The 19,268-nt window shown below is 71.5% G+C and carries 14 protein-coding genes and 1 pseudogene; 5 read left to right on the forward strand and 10 right to left on the reverse strand.

The window, feature by feature from the left end:
- The first annotated feature begins 11 nt into the window (after positions 1–11).
- Together ABZ896_RS23265 and cyaB are read left to right on the forward strand one after the other, a co-directional pair.
- Positions 12–884 carry a helix-turn-helix domain-containing protein gene (locus tag ABZ896_RS23265; RefSeq protein ID WP_360932166.1) on the forward strand — a complete coding sequence of 291 codons (873 nt, stop codon included), beginning with the start codon at positions 12–14 and terminating at the stop codon, positions 882–884.
- Positions 885–900: 16 nt separating this feature from the next.
- Positions 901–1,455: a class IV adenylate cyclase gene (cyaB, locus tag ABZ896_RS23270; RefSeq protein WP_360932169.1), complete on the forward strand. Its 555-nt coding sequence runs from the start codon at positions 901–903 to the stop codon at positions 1,453–1,455.
- Between the two features lie 136 nt (positions 1,456–1,591).
- On the opposite strand, the gene ABZ896_RS23275 is transcribed toward cyaB, so the two are convergent.
- From ABZ896_RS23275 to ABZ896_RS23290, 4 genes are all read right to left on the reverse strand, one after another.
- A complete protein-coding gene (locus ABZ896_RS23275; RefSeq protein ID WP_360932172.1) occupies positions 1,592–2,167 on the reverse strand; it encodes a hypothetical protein in 576 nt (191 codons plus the stop codon).
- 340 nt (positions 2,168–2,507) lie between these two features.
- Entirely contained in the window at positions 2,508–4,715 is a 2,208-nt protein-coding gene (locus ABZ896_RS23280) for an MMPL family transporter (protein WP_360932175.1), read from the reverse strand.
- Between the two features lie 77 nt (positions 4,716–4,792).
- Positions 4,793–5,464 (reverse strand): GTP cyclohydrolase II, encoded by a 672-nt coding sequence (gene ribA / locus ABZ896_RS23285; protein WP_360932178.1) that lies wholly within the window; start codon positions 5,462–5,464, stop codon positions 4,793–4,795.
- Between the two features lie 128 nt (positions 5,465–5,592).
- Entirely contained in the window at positions 5,593–6,105 is a 513-nt protein-coding gene (locus ABZ896_RS23290) for a MarR family transcriptional regulator (RefSeq protein ID WP_360932181.1), read from the reverse strand.
- A 110-nt stretch (positions 6,106–6,215) separates the two neighbouring features.
- Here ABZ896_RS23290 and ABZ896_RS23295 point away from each other — a divergent pair, with 110 nt between their 5' ends.
- On the forward strand, positions 6,216–7,343 hold the full coding sequence (locus ABZ896_RS23295) for a dihydrofolate reductase family protein (RefSeq protein ID WP_360932184.1): 1,128 nt from the start codon (positions 6,216–6,218) through the stop codon (positions 7,341–7,343).
- Between the two features lie 128 nt (positions 7,344–7,471).
- Here the strand turns inward: ABZ896_RS23295 and ABZ896_RS23300 are convergent, their stop codons facing one another.
- Entirely contained in the window at positions 7,472–9,745 is a 2,274-nt protein-coding gene (locus tag ABZ896_RS23300) for an MFS transporter (protein ID WP_360932202.1), read from the reverse strand.
- 200 nt (positions 9,746–9,945) lie between these two features.
- On the opposite strand from ABZ896_RS23300, the gene ABZ896_RS23305 reads away from it, so the two are divergent.
- Entirely contained in the window at positions 9,946–10,425 is a 480-nt protein-coding gene (locus ABZ896_RS23305; RefSeq protein WP_360932187.1) for a universal stress protein, read from the forward strand.
- On the opposite strand, the gene ABZ896_RS23310 is transcribed toward ABZ896_RS23305, so the two are convergent.
- From ABZ896_RS23310 to ABZ896_RS23330, 5 genes are all read right to left on the reverse strand, one after another.
- Positions 10,416–13,229 carry a PKD domain-containing protein gene (locus ABZ896_RS23310; protein ID WP_360932190.1) on the reverse strand — a complete coding sequence of 938 codons (2,814 nt, stop codon included), beginning with the start codon at positions 13,227–13,229 and terminating at the stop codon, positions 10,416–10,418. The two genes, ABZ896_RS23305 and ABZ896_RS23310, sit on opposite strands and share 10 nt — an antisense overlap.
- Positions 13,230–13,350: 121 nt before the next feature.
- Positions 13,351–14,001, reverse strand: a complete 651-nt coding sequence (locus ABZ896_RS23315) for a response regulator transcription factor (RefSeq protein WP_360932193.1) — start codon at positions 13,999–14,001, stop codon at positions 13,351–13,353.
- Positions 13,989–15,140 (reverse strand): histidine kinase, encoded by a 1,152-nt coding sequence (locus ABZ896_RS23320; RefSeq protein WP_360932196.1) that lies wholly within the window; start codon positions 15,138–15,140, stop codon positions 13,989–13,991. The genes ABZ896_RS23315 and ABZ896_RS23320 overlap by 13 nt, the downstream gene beginning before the upstream one ends.
- Before the next feature lie 112 nt (positions 15,141–15,252).
- Positions 15,253–17,448 (reverse strand): trypsin-like serine protease, encoded by a 2,196-nt coding sequence (locus tag ABZ896_RS23325; protein ID WP_360932205.1) that lies wholly within the window; start codon positions 17,446–17,448, stop codon positions 15,253–15,255.
- Positions 17,449–17,507: 59 nt separating this feature from the next.
- Positions 17,508–18,023 carry a hypothetical protein gene (locus ABZ896_RS23330; protein WP_360932199.1) on the reverse strand — a complete coding sequence of 172 codons (516 nt, stop codon included), beginning with the start codon at positions 18,021–18,023 and terminating at the stop codon, positions 17,508–17,510.
- A gap of 260 nt (positions 18,024–18,283) precedes the next feature.
- Here ABZ896_RS23330 and ABZ896_RS23335 point away from each other — a divergent pair.
- Positions 18,284–18,883, forward strand: a pseudogene (locus ABZ896_RS23335) (ALF repeat-containing protein); the annotation flags it as partial.
- Between the last annotated feature and the right edge of the window lie 385 nt (positions 18,884–19,268).

Here is a 19,268-nt window from a genome sequence, read left to right on the forward strand (position 1 = left end):
CCATCTCGTTCGTGGATATCGGGGGCCGCACCGTGGGGACCGCGCTGGAGCCGATCGAACTGCCCGATTGGGCATGGGAGCGCGCCGAGGTCAGGCAGGCGCTGAGAGCGCGGGACATGGGTGCCGTTTTCCGTCACGTGCAGCGGTACGCCGGCGCGAGCCAGGCTCGGATCGCCGCCGCTGCCGGGATGACGCAGGCCCGCGTCAACGAGATCATCAACGGGCGGCGTGAAGTCTCCCGCCTGGAGGTGTACGAGCGGATCGCAGACGGGCTCCACATGCCCGACGACGCGAGGCATCTGCTCGGCCTTGCCGCCAGTCGCGAGAAGCGCTCCGGTGGAGCCGCTTTCGACCTGACCGCGTTCCCCGAAGTGGTCCGTGTCTACGCCGCGCAGAACTCCGCGGCCGAGGAGATCCAGCAGCAGGCCCGCGAGGCCGAGGAGTTGGATGTGCTCGCTGTGCGTGGCTTCGGTCTGATCGGTCTCAACGACAGCCTGCTGCGCGCCTGCCTGCCGCGAGACCAGGGCGGCAAGGGGCTGCGCATCCGGGTCGCCCTCCTCGACCCCGACAGCGGCGCCCTTGAGCGTCGGGCCGCCGAGATCGGCGAGTCCCCGGAGGCCCTCGCGTCCGGGGTCCTGCTCACCGAGGCGCGGTTGCGAGAGTTGGCCGACACCTGCGACATCGGTGTGTGGCGATACGCGATGCTGCCCACTTGGCGGCTGATCCGGACGGACTCCACGATGTTCGTCGGCGCCTTCGACTCAGGGTGGGAGGGGCACGAGTCGGCGACGTACAAGGTGATGGCGACCCCGCACGGCCCCTTGTACAGGGGGTTTCGCAGGATGTTCGAGGCGGTCGTCGACGGGGCTGTGCGCACCGTTTGAGAGAGAGGAAAGGGCCGTGATCGAGGCCGAGTTGAAGGCCCGGGTCCACTCGCCGGAAGCCGTGACGCGGCAGCTGGACGAACGGGCGGCGGCGCGGGTCGAGGTCTACCAGGACACCTACTACGACCGCGGCGACGGCTCGTTGGAGAAGGCGGACCAAGAGTTGCGTGTACGTACCGTGCACGGCACGGACGGGCGACGTACCGTGCTCACGTACAAGGACGCGGCGGTCGACGAGGCGTCCGGCTCCAAGCCCGAGCACGAGACGCTGGTCGACGACTCGGAAGCCGCGCACGCCATCCTGCAGGGCCTCGGCTACGTGCCGGTCATCGCCTTCCAGAAGCGGTGCAGGAACTACGAGTTCGAGGTCGGCGGGCGTCGCATGCTGGCGACGCTGGTGCAGGTGCCGGAGATCGAGGGCACGTTCCTGGAGGTCGAGACGCTGGTCGACGAGGACCAGGTGGAAGCGGCTTTGGACGATATCCGAGCGGTGCTCGCCGAACTGGGCATCGGGCCAGATGATTTGACTCGCGAGACGTACACGGGGGCGGTGGCAGCGCGGCGCCGCTGAACGTCAGCTGACAAATTGCGTTTCCAGATCGGCGTCGAGGGGCGCCGGGGAAACACGGGCCTGACCTGAGCCACCTCGCATCTCCTTGCGGACTATGCGGTACTGCTCCGCTCGACCGAGCGGTTTGGCAGGTCGGTTACGCCTTGGGGACCGTCCACTCCCTCGGCTCGTCCAAGCCGTCAGGCTTGTACAGCACGGACGCCGGGCGCTTGTTCCCAGGAACCGCGAACGCCAACTTTCCCCGAGCGCATTTACCTGCGGTCAGCGTGACCTCGACCGGGTATTCGGGCTTCGGGAAGTCGCCGTACGTACTGCCGGAGCGCTCGATGCGGCTGCCATCGCTGTAGTAGAGCGTCCAGTTGTAAGAGCTTTCGATGTACGAGCCTTTCACCGCGCACAGTTTGAGGTCCGTGTACGCCCACACGTATCCGGGAGCGCCGACCTCCTCGCTGGCCTTGCCGACCGAGGTGAAGCCCTGCTTGTAGGCGAGCACGGTCAGAGTGCCTTGGAAGGGTTTGGCCGGGTCGCTGTTCTTGAACTTCCAGGTGTCTCCGAAGGAGAGGGGGGTGGGTGAGGAGGATGAAACAGACGGCTCCTCTCCTTCGGGTGCAGCAGTGACGGTCTGCGTGGTTGTCGAGGCCGCGGTGACCGTGGCTGAAGGCATGGCCTTGCCAGAATTGGGGCCACCGATAACTCCGATCAGCACACCCACGGAGACGCCGGCGAGGGCTGCACCGGCGTGGGTCAGGATGCTCCGACGCGAGGGCCCGGGGCGTGACGACGGCGAGGCCGTACGACCGCCGTCAGTGCCCTTCAACGGCCCGTCCGGAGGGCCTGGTGGGGTCCGGCTGTTCATAACTTCAGCGTGCGTCGGCCAGTCGGTGTCCGCACCCCGAGCGATGTGCACCGGCCTCCGGCCCCCGGTACACACAGCAGAGAGCCCGGGGGCCCGGACTTTTAGGTCATTTGTTATGCATTGAATTCCCGCAGGGCGCACAACGAAGCCTCAGTCCAGATCACCTCTGGACTGAGGCTTCGTTGGTTTGGGGGAGTCAGACGCCCACCAGCGAGTCCGCCCGCTCCGTCTCCTCCGCCCGCCCCGTCAGCTTCTCGCCCTCCACGTCGATGTTCGGCAGCGCCCGGTCCAGCCAGCGCGGCAGGTACCAGGCCTTGTGGCCGAGCAAGGCCAGGATCGCCGGGACCACCGCCATGCGGACGACGAACGCGTCGAAGAGGACCGCTACCGCCAAGCCGAAGCCGATCATCTTGATCATTGATTCGCCCGCCCCGATGAATCCCGAGAACACGGCCATCATGATCAGCGCCGCCGCCACCACGACCCGCGCGCTGTGGCGGAATCCGGAGACGATCGCGGTCTTCGGGGCGTCGCCGTGGACGTAGGCCTCGCGCATGCGAGAGACCAGGAAGACCTCGTAGTCCATCGCCAGGCCGAACACGATGCCCACCAGGAAGATCGGCATCATCGACATGATCGGGCCCGTGGTCTCGACGCCCAACAGGTCCGCGCCGTGGCCCTGTTGGAAGACCGCGACCACGGCGCCGAGCGCGGCGAGGACGGACAGCAAGAAGCCGAAGGCCGCCTTCAGGGGGACCAGGAGGGAGCGGAAGACCAGCAGGAGAAGGACGATCGCCAGGCCTACGACCACCGCGAGGTACGGGATCAGCGAGTCCTGCACCTTCTGCGCCACGTCGATGTCCACCGCCGTCTTGCCGGTCACCTCGAAGCTCGCGCCGTCCGCCGCGGCCTCGATGCCGGGCCGCTCGGCGCGGATGGTGTGGACGAGGTCCTTGGTCCTCTCGTCGGTCGGCGCCGTCGAGGGCGTGACGGTCAGGATCGCCGTGTCCCCCGCCTTGTTGAAGGTGGCCGGTGAGACGGAGACGACCCCAGCCGTGGCGGCGATCTCCTTCGAGACCGTCGAGACGGCCGACGCCGCGTCGGCGGAGCCCTTCGCGTCCACCACCACCGTCAGCGGACCGTTGAAGCCCGGGCCGAAGCCCTCCGCCAGCGCGTCGTACGCCCGCCGCTCCGTCGTGGACGTCGACTTCGCCTCGTCACCCGGCATACCGAGTTGGAGGTCGAGGACGGGCGTGGCCATGGCGCCCAGGCCGACCACGCCCAGCAACAGCACCGGCAGCGGGTGCCGTACGACGATCCGCGCCCAGCGCGAGCCGCCGTTCTCCGTCCTGCGCAGACTCCGCTGGTGGCGCCGGGAGTTGCGCCGTGCGCCGCGAGAGAGCACCGCGTTCGGCCAGAAGCCGAGCAGCGCCGGGACCAGGGTGAGACAGATCAGGACGGAGACGCCGACCGCTCCGGCCGCGGCCAGGCCCATCTTGGTGAGCATCGGGACGCCCACCACCCACAGGCCGGCGAGCGCGATGACGACGGTGAGTCCGGCGAAGACGACCGCGGAACCGGCGGTGCCGGTGGCGAGTCCGGCGGCCTCCCGCGGATCGCGGCCCTTCGCGCGTTCCTCGCGGTAGCGGGAGACGACGAACAGGGCGTAGTCGATTCCGCAGGCCAGGCCCAGCATGGTGGCGAGGGTGCCGGTGTTGCTGGAGAGGCCGAAGGCCTCGGACAGGGCCAGGATCGACGTCATGCTGACCCCGACGCCGATGACCGCGGTCAGCAGCGGCAGCCCGGCCGCGGCCATCGAGCCGAAGGTGATCAGGAGGACTACGGCGGCCACCGCGATGCCGACCACCTCGGCCGCGCCGCCCGCCGAGGGCTGCGTGGCGAGCGCGTCCCCGCCGACCTCGACCGTCAGACCCGCCTTGCGGGCCACGCCGATCGCCGACTCCAGGTGCGTCTTGCTCGCGTCGGTGAGCTGGTCGGCCTTGGCCGCGAAGGAGACGGTGGCGTACGCCGTCGTCCCGTCCTCGCTCACGGCCTTCGCCGTGAACGGGTCGACCGCGGAGGCGACCTGCGAGCCGTCCGCGGCGGACTCCACGAGCCGTTCGACCACGGCCCGGTTCCCGGTGGCCGTGACCTTCTCGCCGCTCGGGGCGATGAACACGATCCGGGCGCTCGCGCCGTCGGCGGCCGCCCCCGGGAAGCGCTCCTCCAGCAGGTCGAAGGCCTTCTGGGACTCGACGCCTGGCATCGTGAAGCCCTCGTCCGCAGGAGTGGGCGCCTTGGTGGCGGCGAAGCCGACGGCGCCGAGCACCGCCACCCACAGCAGGACGACGAGCCAGCGCAGTCGGAAGGACACACGGCCCAGGTGATAAAGGAGAGTTGCCATGCCTACGACGATCCCGTCGCCGGCTCTCCGTCACGAGGGAGCGCTCTCCCGAACCGGGGGTGGAGCCACCTACACCCTCAGCCGACGCTGAGCTCCGTCAACTCGCCCAGCGGCAGCGTGTGCTGGGTCTGCAGGACCTTCGCGCGCAGATAGCGGAGGTTGTCGGGCGTGGCGTGGACGCCGGTGGGGACGCGGTCCCGGACGTCGATGCCGAGATTCCTCAACTGCCCCGCCTTGTCGGGGTTGTTGGAGAGCAGGTCGAGCCGCCCGATGCCCAGCGCGGTCAGCATCTGCGCGGCCGCCGTGTAGTCGCGGGCGTCCTCGGGCAGGCCCAGCGCGGTGTTCGCCGCGTAGGTGTCGAGGCCCTGGTCCTGAAGGGCGTACGCGTCGAGCTTGTTGTAGAGGCCGATGCCGCGGCCCTCCTGGCGGAGGTACAGCAGGACGCCGCCGCGCTCGGCTATACGCTCGACCGCCTCGCGCAGCTGGGGTCCGCAGTCGCAGCGGGCGGAGCCGAAGACGTCGCCGGTCAGGCACTCGGAGTGCAGCCGCACCAGCGGCACGGGGCCCGGGTCGCCGAGGACGACGGCGAGGTGTTCCTGCCCGTCGGCCAGACCGTGGAAGGTGACGAGCTCGGCGTCGACGCGGTAGCCGTCCCCGAAGCGGAGGGGGACGCGGACGCGGGAGCGCGGAGTGGCGGCCGGAGTGGCGGCCGGAGCGTCGGCCGGGGTGGCGGCGGGGTTGTCGGGCATGCGGGTTCTCCGGTCCATAGGCACCGTGGACGTGTCTGCCTCAGATTCTGTTTCAGATTTGAAGCAGGTCCACGAATCGAGACCCTACCCCATGCTTTAAATTTGAAGCAACAGGTTTGTGGTCCGGGTCACGAGCAGGACGACGGGTTCGACCGCCGTCGCCACGGCACGCTCTCGGGATCGGTGTCCTCGCCCTGGAGCCCCTCGCCGACCTGCTTGAAGATCTCCTCCAGCTGCCCCACCTGCTCCGGGGTGAGCCGGTCGAAGAGCGCCGTGCGGACCGTCTCCACATGGCCGGGCGCGGCCCGCTCCAGCACCTCCATGCCCGCGTCCGTCAGGGCCGCGACACTCCCGCGCTTGTCCCACTTGCAGCTCTCGCGCCCCACCAGCCCGTCCTTCTCCAGCCGGGCCACGGCGTACGTCAGCCGGGGCCGGGTGATCTTCAGCCCCTCGGCGAGATCGGTCATCCGCAGCCGTCGCTCGGGCGCCTCGGAGAGGGTGGAGAGGATGGAGTAGTACAGGTGGGGCATGCCGGCCTCCTGCTGGAGCTGCCGGTCGATGGTGTCCTCGAGGAGGAGCGCGGCGGCGATGTACGCGCGCCAGGCGCGTTGCTCGTCGGGGCTGAGCCAGCGGGTCGTCATGCTCCCAGTGTAGGTTTGCTTCAAACTTGAACCAAGCCCCGCCTCAACCTGCCCCAAGCCCTGCCCCCAGACCTGCCCCCCAGACCCGCCTTCGAGAGGGACCGCGCCCGATGCCCCACCCGTACGTCCTCCTCTCCGCCGCCGTCTCCCTCGACGGGTATCTCGACGACACCGGCCCCGACCGCCTCCTGCTCTCCGGCCCCGCCGACTTCGACCGCGTGGACGAGGTCCGGGCGTCCGTGGACGCGATCCTCGTCGGCGCCGGCACGATCCGCGCCGACAACCCCCGGCTGCTGGTCAACTCCGAGGCCAGGCGCGCCGCCCGGGTGGCCGCCGGGAAGCCGCCGTACCCCCTGAAGGTCACGGTCAGCGGCTCGGGCGACCTCGACCCGGCCGCGAACTTCTGGCACACGGGCGGCGAGAAGGTCGTCTATACGACGGACAAGGGCGCGGAGCGGGCCCGCTCCCTGGGTCTCGCCGCCGACGTGGTCCCCCTCGGCCCCGACCTGGACTGGCGCCGGCTCCTGAGCCACCTGCGCGAAGTGCGGGGCGTGGAGCGGCTGATGGTGGAGGGCGGCGGCACGATCCACACCCAGCTCCTCCAGCAGGGCCTCGCGGACGAACTCCAGCTGGTCCTCGCCCCCCTCTTCGTCGGCTCCCCGGACGCCCCGCGGCTCTTCGGCCCGGGCGGCTACCAGGGCGGCCGCCTCCGGCTGGTCGAGACCCGCCGTATCGAGGACGTCGTCCTCATGCGCTACGAGCCCACCGCACCCGGCACCGGCCCGCTGCCGTCCGCCGCCGACCACCGCTGGCTGGCGCTGGCCTGCGAGCTGGCGGCCCAGTGCCCGCCGTCCCGCACGGCGTTCAGCGTCGGCGCGGTGGTGGTCGCGGCCGACGGTACGGAGCTGGCGCGCGGCCACAGCCGGGAGGGCGCGGACCCCGTGGTGCACGCGGAGGAGGCGGCCCTGGCGAAGATCCCTGCGACGGACCCCCGCCTGCCCTCCGCGACCGTCTACACCAGCCTGGAACCCTGCACCCACCGCGCCTCCCGCCCGGCCCCCTGCGCCCGGCTGATCCTGGACGCGGGGGTACGACGGGTGGTGACGGCGTGGCGGGAGCCGGACACGTTCGTGACGGCGGCCGACGGGACGGGCCTGCTGACGGCCAAGGGCGTGGACGTCGTCGTACTGGACGCGTACGAGGAGCGGGCGAAGGCCCCCAACGGGCACTTGCTGTGAGCGGGGCGGGGCGCGCCCCAAAGGGGCGCGGGGCTGTATCTGATATGCGGCTCCGCCGCGTGGGCGCGACAAGCCACGGCGCCGGCGCAGACGCCCGACGACGCACTGCGGCAGCCCCGATCGCGGCCCTAGGACTCCTTGTGCCCCAGTGAGATGTCCACCCCGTCCCGGCTCCCATCCACCGTGACCGGCGTCGCGACAGCCGGATACCCGCTGGCGATCACCGTGTACTGCCGGCCGGACAGATCGGTGAACGCGTAGTTCCCGTCCACGTCAGTGGTCCGCGTGCCGACCACGTTGCCGGCGCCGTCGACCAGGGTGACCAGGGCGTCGTCCAGGGGACGGCCGTCCTGGGTGTGGACCCGGCCCCGCAGGGTCGCCGCGGCCGTGAGGTGTACGTCGCACCGGGCGCTCTCCGCCGAGACGGCGGCCGGTACCGCGGTCGGCCGGTGGCCGGTCGCGCTGACGCTGAGCGTGTACGCGCCCGGCAGCAGCTCGCCGATCCGGTAGCCGCCGTCGCCCGCGGTGGTCGTGGAGCCCACGACGTCACCCCGCTCGTCGGTGGCCACCACCAGCGCCCCGGACAGGATGCCGTCGTCCGTTCCGCGCACCGTACCGGTCAGGGCGACCGTGCCCGGGAGGATCACCAGGTCGTGGGAGACCGGTGCGCCGTTCACGGTCAGGGTGGCGACCTGCGGCTGGTAGCCGGGGGCCGAGCCGATCAGGACCAGGGTGCCGGGCTCGCGGGCGTCCACCTCGTACGAGCCGTCCTCACGGGAGGTGGCCCGGCCGATCTGACGGCCTCCGGTGTCCAGCAGGGTGATCGCGGTACGGGGGACGGGGACGCCGGCGCCGTCGCGAACCTGGCCGCGGACGACAGCGGCGGCTGTCGGCAGGGCGACCGTGGGCTCGGGCGTCTCCTGGACCGCCGCCGGCTCGGGCTCGTCCGCCGCGGAGCGCTTCGCGCGGAACAGCAGCGCCGTCACGATCACCGCGAAGGCGAAGAACCCGGCCGACCACCAGTAGGCGACCTCGTAGCTGTGCAGCGCCGCGTTCGCCTTGACCAGGGGGTCGGACAGGTGGTCCTTGGCGTAGTTGGTGGCGGCGGTCGCGGCCAGGGTGTTCAGCAGCGCCGTACTGATCGAACCGCCCACCTGCTGGGTGGTGTTGAGGGCCGCCGAGGCCACCCCCTGGTCGTCGGCCCGTACCCCCAGCGTGGCGTAGCTCATCGCGGCCGGCATCGACATGCCGAGCCCGGCGCCGAGCAGCAGCAGCGGACCCAGAACGTGCGCGGCGTAACCGCTGTGCAGGTCCAGGCGGGTCAGCCAGACCATCCCGCCCACGGCCAGCAGCATGCCGACGGGTACGACGATCTTCGGGCCGATCCTCGGCACCAGCCAGTTGGTGGACAGCTGCGCCATCACCATCAGCGCGCCCACCATCGGCAGGAAGGCCACGCCGTTCTTGACCGGCGAGTAGCCGAGCGTCCCCTGGAGGTAGTAGGTCAGGAAGAGGAAGACGCCGAACATCCCGGCGGACGAGATGAGGATGGTCGACAGCGCGGCGGCGCGGTCCCGGTCGGCGAGGACCCGCAGCGGCAGCACGGGGTGGGTCGCCCGGGTCTGCCAGAGGAAGAACGCCACCAGCAGGACGGCGCCCGCGGCGAGGAAGCCCCAGGTCATCCAGTTGTCCCAGTCGTGCGTCTCCGCGTTGGCGAAGCCGTAGACCACGCCGAACAGTCCGCCGGAGACCAGGACGACACCGAGGACGTCCAGCTTCGGCCGTTCGGCCGGGACGGAGCGGCCGAGGAAGACGACCGCGCCGATCAGCGCGGGGATCGCGATGACGTCGTTGACGTAGAGCGTCCAGCGCCAGTCCAGGTACTCGGTGAGCAGACCGCCGAGGACCAGGCCGACGGCCGCGCCGGAGCCGGCGATGGCGCCGAAGATGCCGAACGCCCTGGCGCGTTCCTTCACGTCCGTGAACGTGGTGGTCAGCAGCGAGAGCGCCGCCGGTGCGAGCAGCGCGCCGAACAGGCCCTGCACCGCGCGGGCCACCACCAGCATGGTGAAGCCGTTGGCGGCGCCGCCGACCGCGGAGGCCGCGGCGAAGCCGACGATGCCGACGACGAAGGTGGTCTTGCGGCCGAAGAGGTCGGCGAGCCGGCCGCCGAGCAGCAGCAGGCTGCCGAAGGCCAGCGAGTAGGCGGTGACGATCCACTGCCGGCCGTTGTTGTCGAAGCCCAGGTCCTGTTGGGCGGAGGGCAGGGCGATGTTCACGATCGTCGCGTCGAGCACCACCATGAGCTGGGCGAGGCCGATCACGGCCAGCGCCCACCATCGGTGCTTCGTCTGCGGTTGGTGCCGGCCGTGCTGCCCGGCCTGGACGGTGGCGACCGGGATGGCTTCCACGATGGGACTCCCCTCGGGGGGCGGGTGATTCAGACCCCATCAGTCCGAAACGGTTTCGTACAGTAATGTAGACCGACCGCAAATCGAAACGCAAACGTTTCGCTTGGTCTTTGCCCGTTATTGGGAGGGGTACTTGCGTTCGGCCGCGATCGGAGGAGGCTGACGGGAGGACGTCGGGAGAGGCTGATCGCATGACCGTGGTCGTCTGGATCGTCGAGGGCACCTGGCGGGCGTGCGTGGACGGCGCCCGGCTCCACGCACCGGCGGACGCCGGCATCGTGCTGCTCCATGTCACCCCGGCCGACGTGCCGGGAGTGGCGCACGGCGCCTTCGCCGGACTGCTCGGCCGGGGGCGCCCGGACCGGGACCCGGGGACGCGCATGGAGGAGCAGGCCGCCCTCTCCGCCGAGCGCCTGCTCCGGGCCGCGGCCGACCGCCTGGGCCGCCCCTGCACCCGCGTGGAACGCACCGGCCGTATCGAGCGCGAGGTCGTCGCCGCGGTGGCCGACGCCGACCTCCTCGTCCTGGCCCGCGACGGCGACCGCACCCACCTCGGCCCCCACAGCCTCGGCCCCGCGGCCCGCTTCGTCGTGGACCACGCGCCGTGCCCGGTGCTGCTGGTGTGGCCGGAGACGGCGCCGGACCTTACGACACTGCCGCCTCAGCCGTAGTACCCCTCCAGGTCGGCCACGACGTCCACCGAGCCGAACGCGTTGTGGATCCGGATGGAGCCGTCGGAGCCGACCGGCACCACGGCCAGGACCGGCCGGGTCTGACCCGTGGTCAGGTTGACGTTCGACACGTTCGGGAGGGTGCCGTCGCCATATGCGGTCAGGTGGGTGGTGGCGGTCGGGGAGACGCCCGTGAGGTTGACCAGTACGGCGGTGGCTCCCGCGGGGACCTTGGCGAGCTTCACCGTGAGGGTGCCGCCCGCGCCGAGCGGTTTCGCGGCGGCGCCGAGGCCTGAGCGGGTGTCGAGGACGCGGGTGGGGGCGGTCGACACGAACGGTGTGCCGACGGGGGCGTCCGGGTCGTCGGCCGTGGACGCCTGCTGGTTGGTGTACAGCCCCTGGAGGTCGGCGATCAGCTGGACGTGCCCGGCGCTGTTGTAGAGGTACACCTTGCCGGATTCCGCACAGGGGACGGTGAGGTTGGAGGCGGTCTGTCCGGCCCGGTAGTTGAGGGTGGACGTGGCCGGTGTCCCGGGGGCGGTGCCGCAGTACACGGTGATGTAGCCGTTGCTGGTGCCGCCGGTCACGGTGACGTCGAGGACGGCGCCGTTGGTCCCCCAGCCGCGGGCGTACTTCGGCAGGATGAGGGTCGTGGTGCTGCGCGGACCGACCGCGCCCTTGGCGGCGCCGGTGCCGTTGCGGGTGTCCAGGACCCGGGTCGGGGGCATCGTGGCCAGGTTCGACACGGACAGCTCGCCGTCGCTGGTCTTGGTGGTGTAGTAACCCTCCAGGTCCGCGACGAGGTTCACCTTGCCGTGTGCGTTGTAGAGGTCGACATAGCCGTCGGCGCCCACCCGGACGGTGACCAGGTTCGGATTGACCTGTCCGGCACGGAAGTTGAGGTTCGAGGCGCTGGGGCGGGCGGTGCCGTCCGGGTAGACCGAGACGTAACTGGACGCCGTGGCGCCCGCGTCGGTGACGTTCAGGGTCACCGCGGTCACCCCGGACGCCGGGACGTAGCCCACGCCGAGGACCTTCAGCCGGACCACCCCGCCGGCACCGACGGCCCGCTCGGGTGCGCCCGTCCCGTTCCGGGTGTCCAGCACCCGCACGGGACCGGCGGCCACGAAGGCCGCGCCGACCGCGACCCGGGTGGTCGTGGTGGTGGTCCGCCCGCCGGAGTCGGTGAGCTTCTGCGTGACGGTGTAGGTGCCGGGGGCCGGGTAGGTGTGCTGCACGGTGCCGCCCGCGCCGGTGGCGGAGACGGCCGACGAGCTGTCGCCGAAGGTGATCCGGTCACTGGTGATCGCGTAGGGGTCGAAGGCGATCTCGTACTGGCAACTGGCGGTGTCCGGTGCCGACGGGGTGGTCCCGCAGTAGAGGGTCGAGGCGAGATCCGGTACCGGAACGACCTTTCGGGTGATCTCGGTGGTACCGATCCGCGTCCCGTCGGGCCTGTCCACCACCAGGGAGACCTCAAGGGCGTCGTCTCCGGTGAGCTGGGTGTAGGTGTGCGTGGCCGAACCGGTGGTGGAGGTGGCGGTCGTGCCGTCTCCGAAGTCGAAGGAGTACGTGAACCCGTCCAGCGAGTCCGACCACGGGTTGTTCATCGTCGCGGTGGCGGTCACCGGAACACCGACGTAGCTTCCGCCCATGTCGATCCCGCTCACCGCCAGCGGATCCTGGAACTCCGTGGCGCCCCGGTCGACGTCGCCCGTGCCGGTGTTCGGCACCAGCGGGTCGTCCACCTGGGGGTGACCGTTCAGGTCCGTGGTGGGTTCACCGGGGGCGTCGGCGTCGCCCGAGTCGATGAGCGGGGAGTGCTCCGTGGGCAGTCCGCCCGCGGGGATCGTCAGATCCGTCTGGTCCAGGTCGTGGGCGCCCTGGCCGGTGGCCTCGTGGAACGCCGACGTGGTGGGGTACGCGGTGCCGGCCCAGTCGTAGTCGGTGCCGGTCGCCAGCGGGTTGACGGCGTTGTAGTCCGCCGTGACCTGGGGCGCGGAGGCGGCGTCCACGGTGATCTCGGTGCCCGGGGTACCGGTGCAGGTCGTCGTGCCGGAGGCCAGCGCGACGGTGTTCTCCAGCGATCCGGAACTGCCGTCGGTCAGACCGACCGCCTCGCCGCAGGTCGTCAGGACGGTGTCGCCGGCGAGGTCGATGCCCGTGGTGCCCGCGGCCAGGACGCCGCCGCCCTGGAAGGTGTCGTCGGCGAGGGTGACGTTCCGCGCGCCGGCCGAACTGCTGAAGCCCTGCCCGGAGAGTACGGAGACCTTGAGGCGGGTCAGCGAGATGTCGCTCGACGACCCGTCGACCGTGATCGCTCCCGTGGTGGGGCGGGTGCCGCGGACGACGCCGACGCGGTAGGTGACATGCTGCGAGTCGACGACGGCCAGCACCGCCGTCCCGGCCGCGCTGGTCGTGAACCCGGCCATGTCGACGTACTGGGCACCGGAGAACGTGACCCCGCCCGCGACGCCGACGCCCGATCCGTCGCCGAGCCCGGAGAGGAACCGGACGGGCGCGTCCGCGGTCCCGGTGGACCCGATGGTCACCGGAGCGTAGGACGTGCTGTTGCCCGCGACGTGCACCGTGTCCCCGGCCCCCGCCGCGTCCGCCGCCGGCTGGATCTGGCAGAACGGCTCCGCCGCCGAGCCGGGACCGGTGTCGCTGCAGGCGGCGGACTCGTCGTCGACGTACAGGTCCGCACCCGTACCGGTGTCCGCGTGCGCGGCCCCCGACCCCAGGCACCCCGCCAACAGCACCGCGAGACCCACCGACGCGACCAACGGCCGTCTTCGCCCCATGAACGTGCCCCCTCCGGACCCGCTCGAACTTCGCTCGAACTGGGGGGAGATTAGGCCACGTCCGGAGGCATGCCTCGAAAGTTTGCGCGATCTTGGGCGCCTGCAGGAACCACCGTGGGCGCTACTTGGGCGTGTGCGCAAGATAGGCCAGGACAGCGAGTACGCGCCGGTGGCCGCTGTCGCTCGGCGGCAGGCCCAGTTTCAGGAAGACGTTGCCGATGTGCTTGCTGACCGCCCGTTCGGTGACGACCAGGGTGGAGGCGATGGTCATGTTGTCGTGGCCCTCGGCCATCAGCTTCAGGACCTCGCGCTCGCGTGGGGTGAGGGAGTCGAGCGGGGTGTCGCGGCGGCGGGTGAGGAGTTCCGTGACGACCTCGGGGTCCAGCGCGGTGCCGCCGGCCACGACCCGCTCCAGCGCGTCCAGGAACTCGTCGACCCGGCCCACCCGGTCCTTGAGCAGGTAGCCGACCCCGCTGGTGCCACCGCCGAGCAGCTCGGCGGCGTACGACTCCTCGACGTACTGGGAGAGGACGAGGACCGGCAATCCGGGGATCTTCTCGCGGGCCTCAAGGGCAGCCCTGAGGCCCTCGTCGCGGAAGTGCGGCGGCATCCGCACGTCGAGCACGGCCACGTCCGGCCGGTGCTCCATGAGCGCGGGCAGGATCTCGGGGCCCGTGCCGACGACGCCCACCACCTCGTGCCCGGCGGACGTCAGCAGCAGGACGAGGCCCTCGCGCAGCAGCGCGTTGTCCTCGGCGATCACCACACGCACGGCAGCTCCACATCGATCACGGTCGGGCCCCCGACGGGGCTGGTCACTTCGAACGTCCCGTCCAGCGCGGCGACCCGGCGCCGCATCCCGAGCAGCCCCGAGCCCTGTGACTCGTCGGCACCGCCCCGGCCCTCGTCCCGCACCCGTACGGTCAACCCGCGCCGGGTGCGGGCCATTTCGACCTCGGCCCGCTCCGCGCCACTGTATTTGGCGACGTTGGTGAGCGATTCGGCGACCACGAAGTAGGCGGCCGCCTCCACGGCCGCCGGCGCCCGGGTGCCCTCCGCGAGACCGCCGTCCTCCACGGTCACCGCGAGGCCGCTGCTCGCGGCGAGCGCGCGTACGGCGCCGACCAGGCCGCGGTCGGTGAGGATCGGCGGGTGGATGCCGCGCACCACGTGCCGCAGTTCCGTCAGCGCCTGCTCGGCCTGGGCCTGGGCGTCGTCCAGCAGCTTGCGGGCGCCGACGGGGTCGCGGTCGTAGGCCCGCTTGGCGAGCCCGATCCGCATCGACAGCGCGACCAGGTTGGCCTGGGCGCCGTCGTGCAGATCCCGCTCGATGCGGCGCAGTTCGGCCTCGTGCGCGGCGATCGCGTCGGCGCGGGTGAGCTTCAGCTCCTGCACCCGGGCGGTCAGCCGGGCCTGCGGGGAGGGCATCAGCAGCACGCTCGACCAGTGGGCCTCCAGATCGGCGAGGCGCACGACGAGCGGCAGTACGAGGGGCGTGCGGCGCAGCAGGCCGGCCCACACGCCGTCCACGACCAGGCCGAGGGGCCAGAGCGGCAGGGCGAGGAAGAACAGGGCGCCGTAGAGGTAGTACGCGAGCATCCAGCGGAAGTCGGTGAAGGTGCTCGGGTCCTTGATCGCGATCCGCAGCCGCTCGCGCAGGGTGCCGGTGATCGGCGTGTACGCCTCGGGGATCTCGCGGCCCGTCCACAGCGCGGTGAGGTTCCGCTTGGCGCCGGTGATCCGCCGGATCAGCAGCACCGTCTCGGGGAGCATCCAGCAGCCGACCACCGCGACCGTGCCGACGGCCGTGATCAGCAGGACCGTCACGAAGATGTACATCCCGAAGCAGACCGCCGCGGCCACGAACAGGTGCACCGTGGCCAGCCCGGCGCGCTGCACCGTTTTCCACATACGGCCACGCTAGATCACCGGCCCACGGAGCACGGTGTAGCGGGCTACACCTTCGGCCGGGATTCCCCGAGCACCGCGAAGGGCGCTCGGGGAACCGCCGCGGGGTGCGGGATCAGCGCACCACGTAGCCGAAGCGGGCGGCGCTCGTCGGAAGACCGCCCGTGCCGGGCTTGTACGTCGTGACCGGGGCGACGGCGCCACCGGCGGTCACGTTGGACAGCGGCAGGACGTGGACGGCGCCGGTCGAGGGGCCGTACGGCATGCCGACGTAGAGCGCGGTGCCGGTGAAGCGGATGCTGCGGCCGAGGTTCTGGTCGGCGCCGGGGGTGCCCGGGATGCCGTCGCCGTCGCCCGCCTCGATCCAGCGGTCGTTCGCGCCCGCCGCGCCGAGCAGCGAGAAGGTGTGGACCGCGCCGGCCTTGACGGTGGTGCCGACGGCCTCGCCGGGCGTGCCGACGGCGAGCCTCATCGTGGCCTCGGTGCTCACCGCACGCGGGGCGAGGTTGATCGCGGTGAGCTTCTCGCCCATCCGGTCGCCCGCCTCCGCGGTGCCGGCGACGTCGTCGTCGCTCGGGCCCTGCCACAGGTCGCGCAGCTCGCTCCAGGTGCCGTCCGCCTTGACGCGGACCAGGACCACCCGGCCGGCGTCGGCGTTGGCCGAGGTGCCGATGGTCATGGCCTCGCCCGGGGAGCCGACCGCGAGGATCGACTCGGTCGCCGCGGCGGCGCCGGAGGGGCGGTACGCGGTCAGGCTGACGGAGTACCCGAACTCGTCGCCGGCCTCGGCGGAGCCCGAGATGGTGTCGAGGTCCTGGTCGACACCGCTGCTGAGCGGGGTCGGCTTGTTCTCGGAGTTCAGCTTGTTGGGGTCGAACAGGACCAGGCCGCCCGCGTCCGCCTTGGTGCCGATGTTCTCGTTCGGGCTGCCGATGGCGAGGTGGTTGGCGTCGCCGGCGACGGCGGCGCCGAAGCGGTCGCCCGCCTCGGGGGTGCCGGGGACGCCGGTGCTGTCCTGGTGGATGCCGACACTGACACCGTTCCGGATGTAGACGGCCATACCCGCCTTGGTGACGGTGCCGAGGGCCTCGCCGGGGGCGCCGGCCAGGATGTACGGCTCACCGGCCCGGGTGGTGCCGGCCGCGACGGCGTGGCCGAAGCGGTCGTCGGTCTCCGGGGCCGAGGAGGCGAGGGTACCGGTGCCCTGCTCGAAGTGGGTGGCCTTGGCGGCACCGGTGCCGATGCCGTCCGCGGCGCCGTAGAGGATGTCGACGAAGCCGGCCGAGGTGGCGCTGCCGAGGTCCTCGGAGGGGGTGCCGACGACGAGGTCGGTGTAGCCGTCCTCGTTGTAGTCGACGGTGTCCAGGGCCTCGCCGAACCAGTCGGTGGCCTCGGCGTCGCCGGGCACCCAGGACAGGTCCTGGTTGATCTCGGCGGTGCCCTTGCCGCCGCCGTACACGATCCGCACCACGCCCGCCTCGGCGTCGGCGCCGACGGTGGCCTTCGGGTCGCTGATCGCGATGTCCTCGGTGCCGTCACCGTTGAAGTCGGTGATCCGGACGGCGCCGGCCTTGGCGTTCACCCAGGAGGCGAGGTCGTCCACGCGCGCGGTGGCGCCGTTGGTGCGGGTCTCCGCCGCGTCGGTCCCGAAGCAGCCCGCCTGGTACGACTGGGTGCTCAGGGCGACGAGGGCGGCGGTGGTGCCCGTCCCGCGGACCACCGGGCCGCCGGCGTCACCGGCGCACGCGGCGCCGGCCTTGCCGGTGACCAGGGCCGTGGTGGCGTCCGCGGAGTCCACGGTGTAGGTGCCGGAGTGCAGCTTCATCGGGGCCCACTCGGCCTTCGTCCGCCCGTACCCGGCGAACTTCAGCTCCTCGCCCGCGGTGGGGGCGGCACTCGCCAGGGCGAGCGGGGTGACGTTGGTGACCGGCCGGTTCAGCCGGGCGAGCACCACGTCGCGGTCGGTGCGCGGCACGAGTTCGACGACCGTGCGCACCGCGCCGCCGGTGCCGGCGAGGTCGGTGGGGCGGCCGATGGTCGCCGTGGTCCGCAGCTCCGGCACGCCGGGCTGGGCGGCGGCGCCGGTGGCGTCGGTGAAGCAACTGGCCGCCGTCAGCAGCCACTCGGTGTCGACGAGGGTGCCGGAGCAGCCGCGGTCGGTGTCGCCGATGATCAGGCGCGCGGTGTAGCCGTACGCGGAGTCGGTGGCGGCGGTGCCGCCGGTGACGGCCTGGGCCGAGGTGCCGGTGAGCGCACCTGACACGACGCCGGCGGCGAGCAGGGCGCTCGTCAGCGCGGTGCGTGGACGTATGTGAGACACGTGGATGTTCCTGGTGGGTGAAGTGGGTCGCGGTGCCGGTGCGGCGTGGGTCAGCCGGTGACGCGGATCTCGACGAGGACCGAGCGCAGGCCGGTGTCGCCGGACTCGCCGACCGGGGTGAGGTCGTTGGCGGGCGCGTTGACGACGGTGTCCGTGCCCTCGGCGGTCAACGTGGCCTTCACCGGGTGGTCCTGGGTCCAGATGCTGAAGGTGTCGGGCAGTTCCAGCGTCAGGAAGCCGGACTTGGCGTTGGTCTGGAAGCAGAAGACGCCCTTGCGGGACTCGATCGCGATGTGCGACGGGGCCGTGCACTCGTTGAGGGCGGTGACGTCGGTGAGCCAGACGTGCCCGTCACCGCGCTTGACGGTGATGCCGCGCTCCGCCAGGAGGTCGGCGGCATCGGGGTGGTTGAAGTCCTCGACCAGGTTCGGCATGCCCTCGACGGCGGCGCTCCGGACGGTGGTCGGGGCGCTCTGCGGGAGGGCGAGCGCGGTGGCGCCGAGGCCGACCACGAGGGCGGTGGTGAGACCGCCCAGAAGGGTCTTCCGGGCTGGGGTGGTCGCCATGGGTTCCTCTCATTCATCACACAAGCTTCTCGAAAGTAAATCACAGGTAAGATTCGTGTCCGCAAGTCGCAAAGCCGTTCATCGGCCGGGGGAACGGCACTACCTGGCAGCTCGTCAACTGCCTTTGGTGCGCCGGGACTTCGCTATCGCGCTCGCGTTTGCGTGATCTATCAGAAAACGGACAAACCTTGAGGGACCGTCAGGTGAAACGACCATCGCGCTCCATACGACCAGGGAGCCTCCGCACGGCCTGTGCGACTGTGCTGTCCGCCACACTGACGGCGACACTCCTGGGCGCCGGCTCCGCGGCCGCCGAGGACACCCAGCCGACCGCGAACCGCCCGCTGGCGGTCGGCTACTGGCTCACCGGCGGGTCCGGCATCCAGGAGGCGGCCGAGAAGGCGCTCCTGGGCTCGGACGACGACATCCGGGCGTTCCTCACGGACGCCCCCGCCGTGCAGGCGATCGACGACCGGGTGGACCTCTCCCGGGTGGTGAACGCCGGCGGACCGGCCGTGCGGGAGGCCGCGAAGACGGCTCTCGCGGGCACCCCGGCCGACGTCGAGGCGTTCCTGGACGAGGGCTGGAAGGCACCCCACGAGCAGGATCTGCGGGTGGAGGCCGCCAAGGTCGTGAACTTCGGCGGCCCCGGTGTGCAGGACGCGGGCAAGGCCGCGCTGCTGGGGACCTCCGCGGACGTCGAGCAGTTCCTGGAGGTCGACCAGTTCAAGGCGCTGGAGACCGACAACCGCGTCGAGGTCACCAAGCTCTACAACACCGGCGGCACCAACGTGAAGGCGGCCGCCCGGCTCGCCCTGCAGGGCACCCCCGACGACATCGTCGCGTTCCTGGAGGTCGGGCAGTTCGTCGCCCGCAACCGTGACCAGGAACACGCCACGATCGCGCAGCTGACCACGCAGGCCGAGAAGGCCGGCAAGCAGGCCGAGGACGCCACCGACAAGGCCGTCGAGGCCTCCGGCAAGGCCGTCGCGGCCGCCGCTCTCGCCCAGGAGGCCGCGGAGCGGGCGGCCAAGGAGACCGAGGCCGCCAAGGACGACGCGGCCCGTGCGTCGGCGAAGGCCAGACAGGCCGCCGACGCGGCCCGGGCGGCCGCCGAGGCCTCGCAGCGGGCGATCGGCGCGGCCAACGAGGCCTGCTGGGCACGCGTCCGTCGTACGAACTCATGCGGGACTGCGACACCCTGCTGACCATCGGGTCGTCCTTCCCGTACACCCAGTTCCTGCC

The organism is Streptomyces sp. NPDC047072 (assembly GCF_040643855.1).
GTDB lineage: Bacteria > Actinomycetota > Actinomycetes > Streptomycetales > Streptomycetaceae > Streptomyces.

Bases quoted from the DNA above. Each gene is read 5' to 3' on its own strand.
- ABZ896_RS23280 (WP_360932175.1), bottom strand. From the start codon at position 4,715: ATGGCAACTCTCCTTTATCACCTGGGCCGTGTGTCCTTCCGACTGCGC.
- ribA (WP_360932178.1), bottom strand. From the start codon at position 5,464: ATGCCCGACAACCCCGCCGCCACCCCGGCCGACGCTCCGGCCGCCACT.
- ABZ896_RS23290 (WP_360932181.1), bottom strand. From the start codon at position 6,105: ATGACGACCCGCTGGCTCAGCCCCGACGAGCAACGCGCCTGGCGCGCG.
- ABZ896_RS23295 (WP_360932184.1), top strand. From the start codon at position 6,216: ATGCCCCACCCGTACGTCCTCCTCTCCGCCGCCGTCTCCCTCGACGGG.
- ABZ896_RS23305 (WP_360932187.1), top strand. From the start codon at position 9,946: ATGACCGTGGTCGTCTGGATCGTCGAGGGCACCTGGCGGGCGTGCGTG.
- ABZ896_RS23310 (WP_360932190.1), bottom strand. From the start codon at position 13,229: ATGGGGCGAAGACGGCCGTTGGTCGCGTCGGTGGGTCTCGCGGTGCTG.
- ABZ896_RS23320 (WP_360932196.1), bottom strand. From the start codon at position 15,140: ATGTGGAAAACGGTGCAGCGCGCCGGGCTGGCCACGGTGCACCTGTTC.
- ABZ896_RS23330 (WP_360932199.1), bottom strand. From the start codon at position 18,023: ATGGCGACCACCCCAGCCCGGAAGACCCTTCTGGGCGGTCTCACCACC.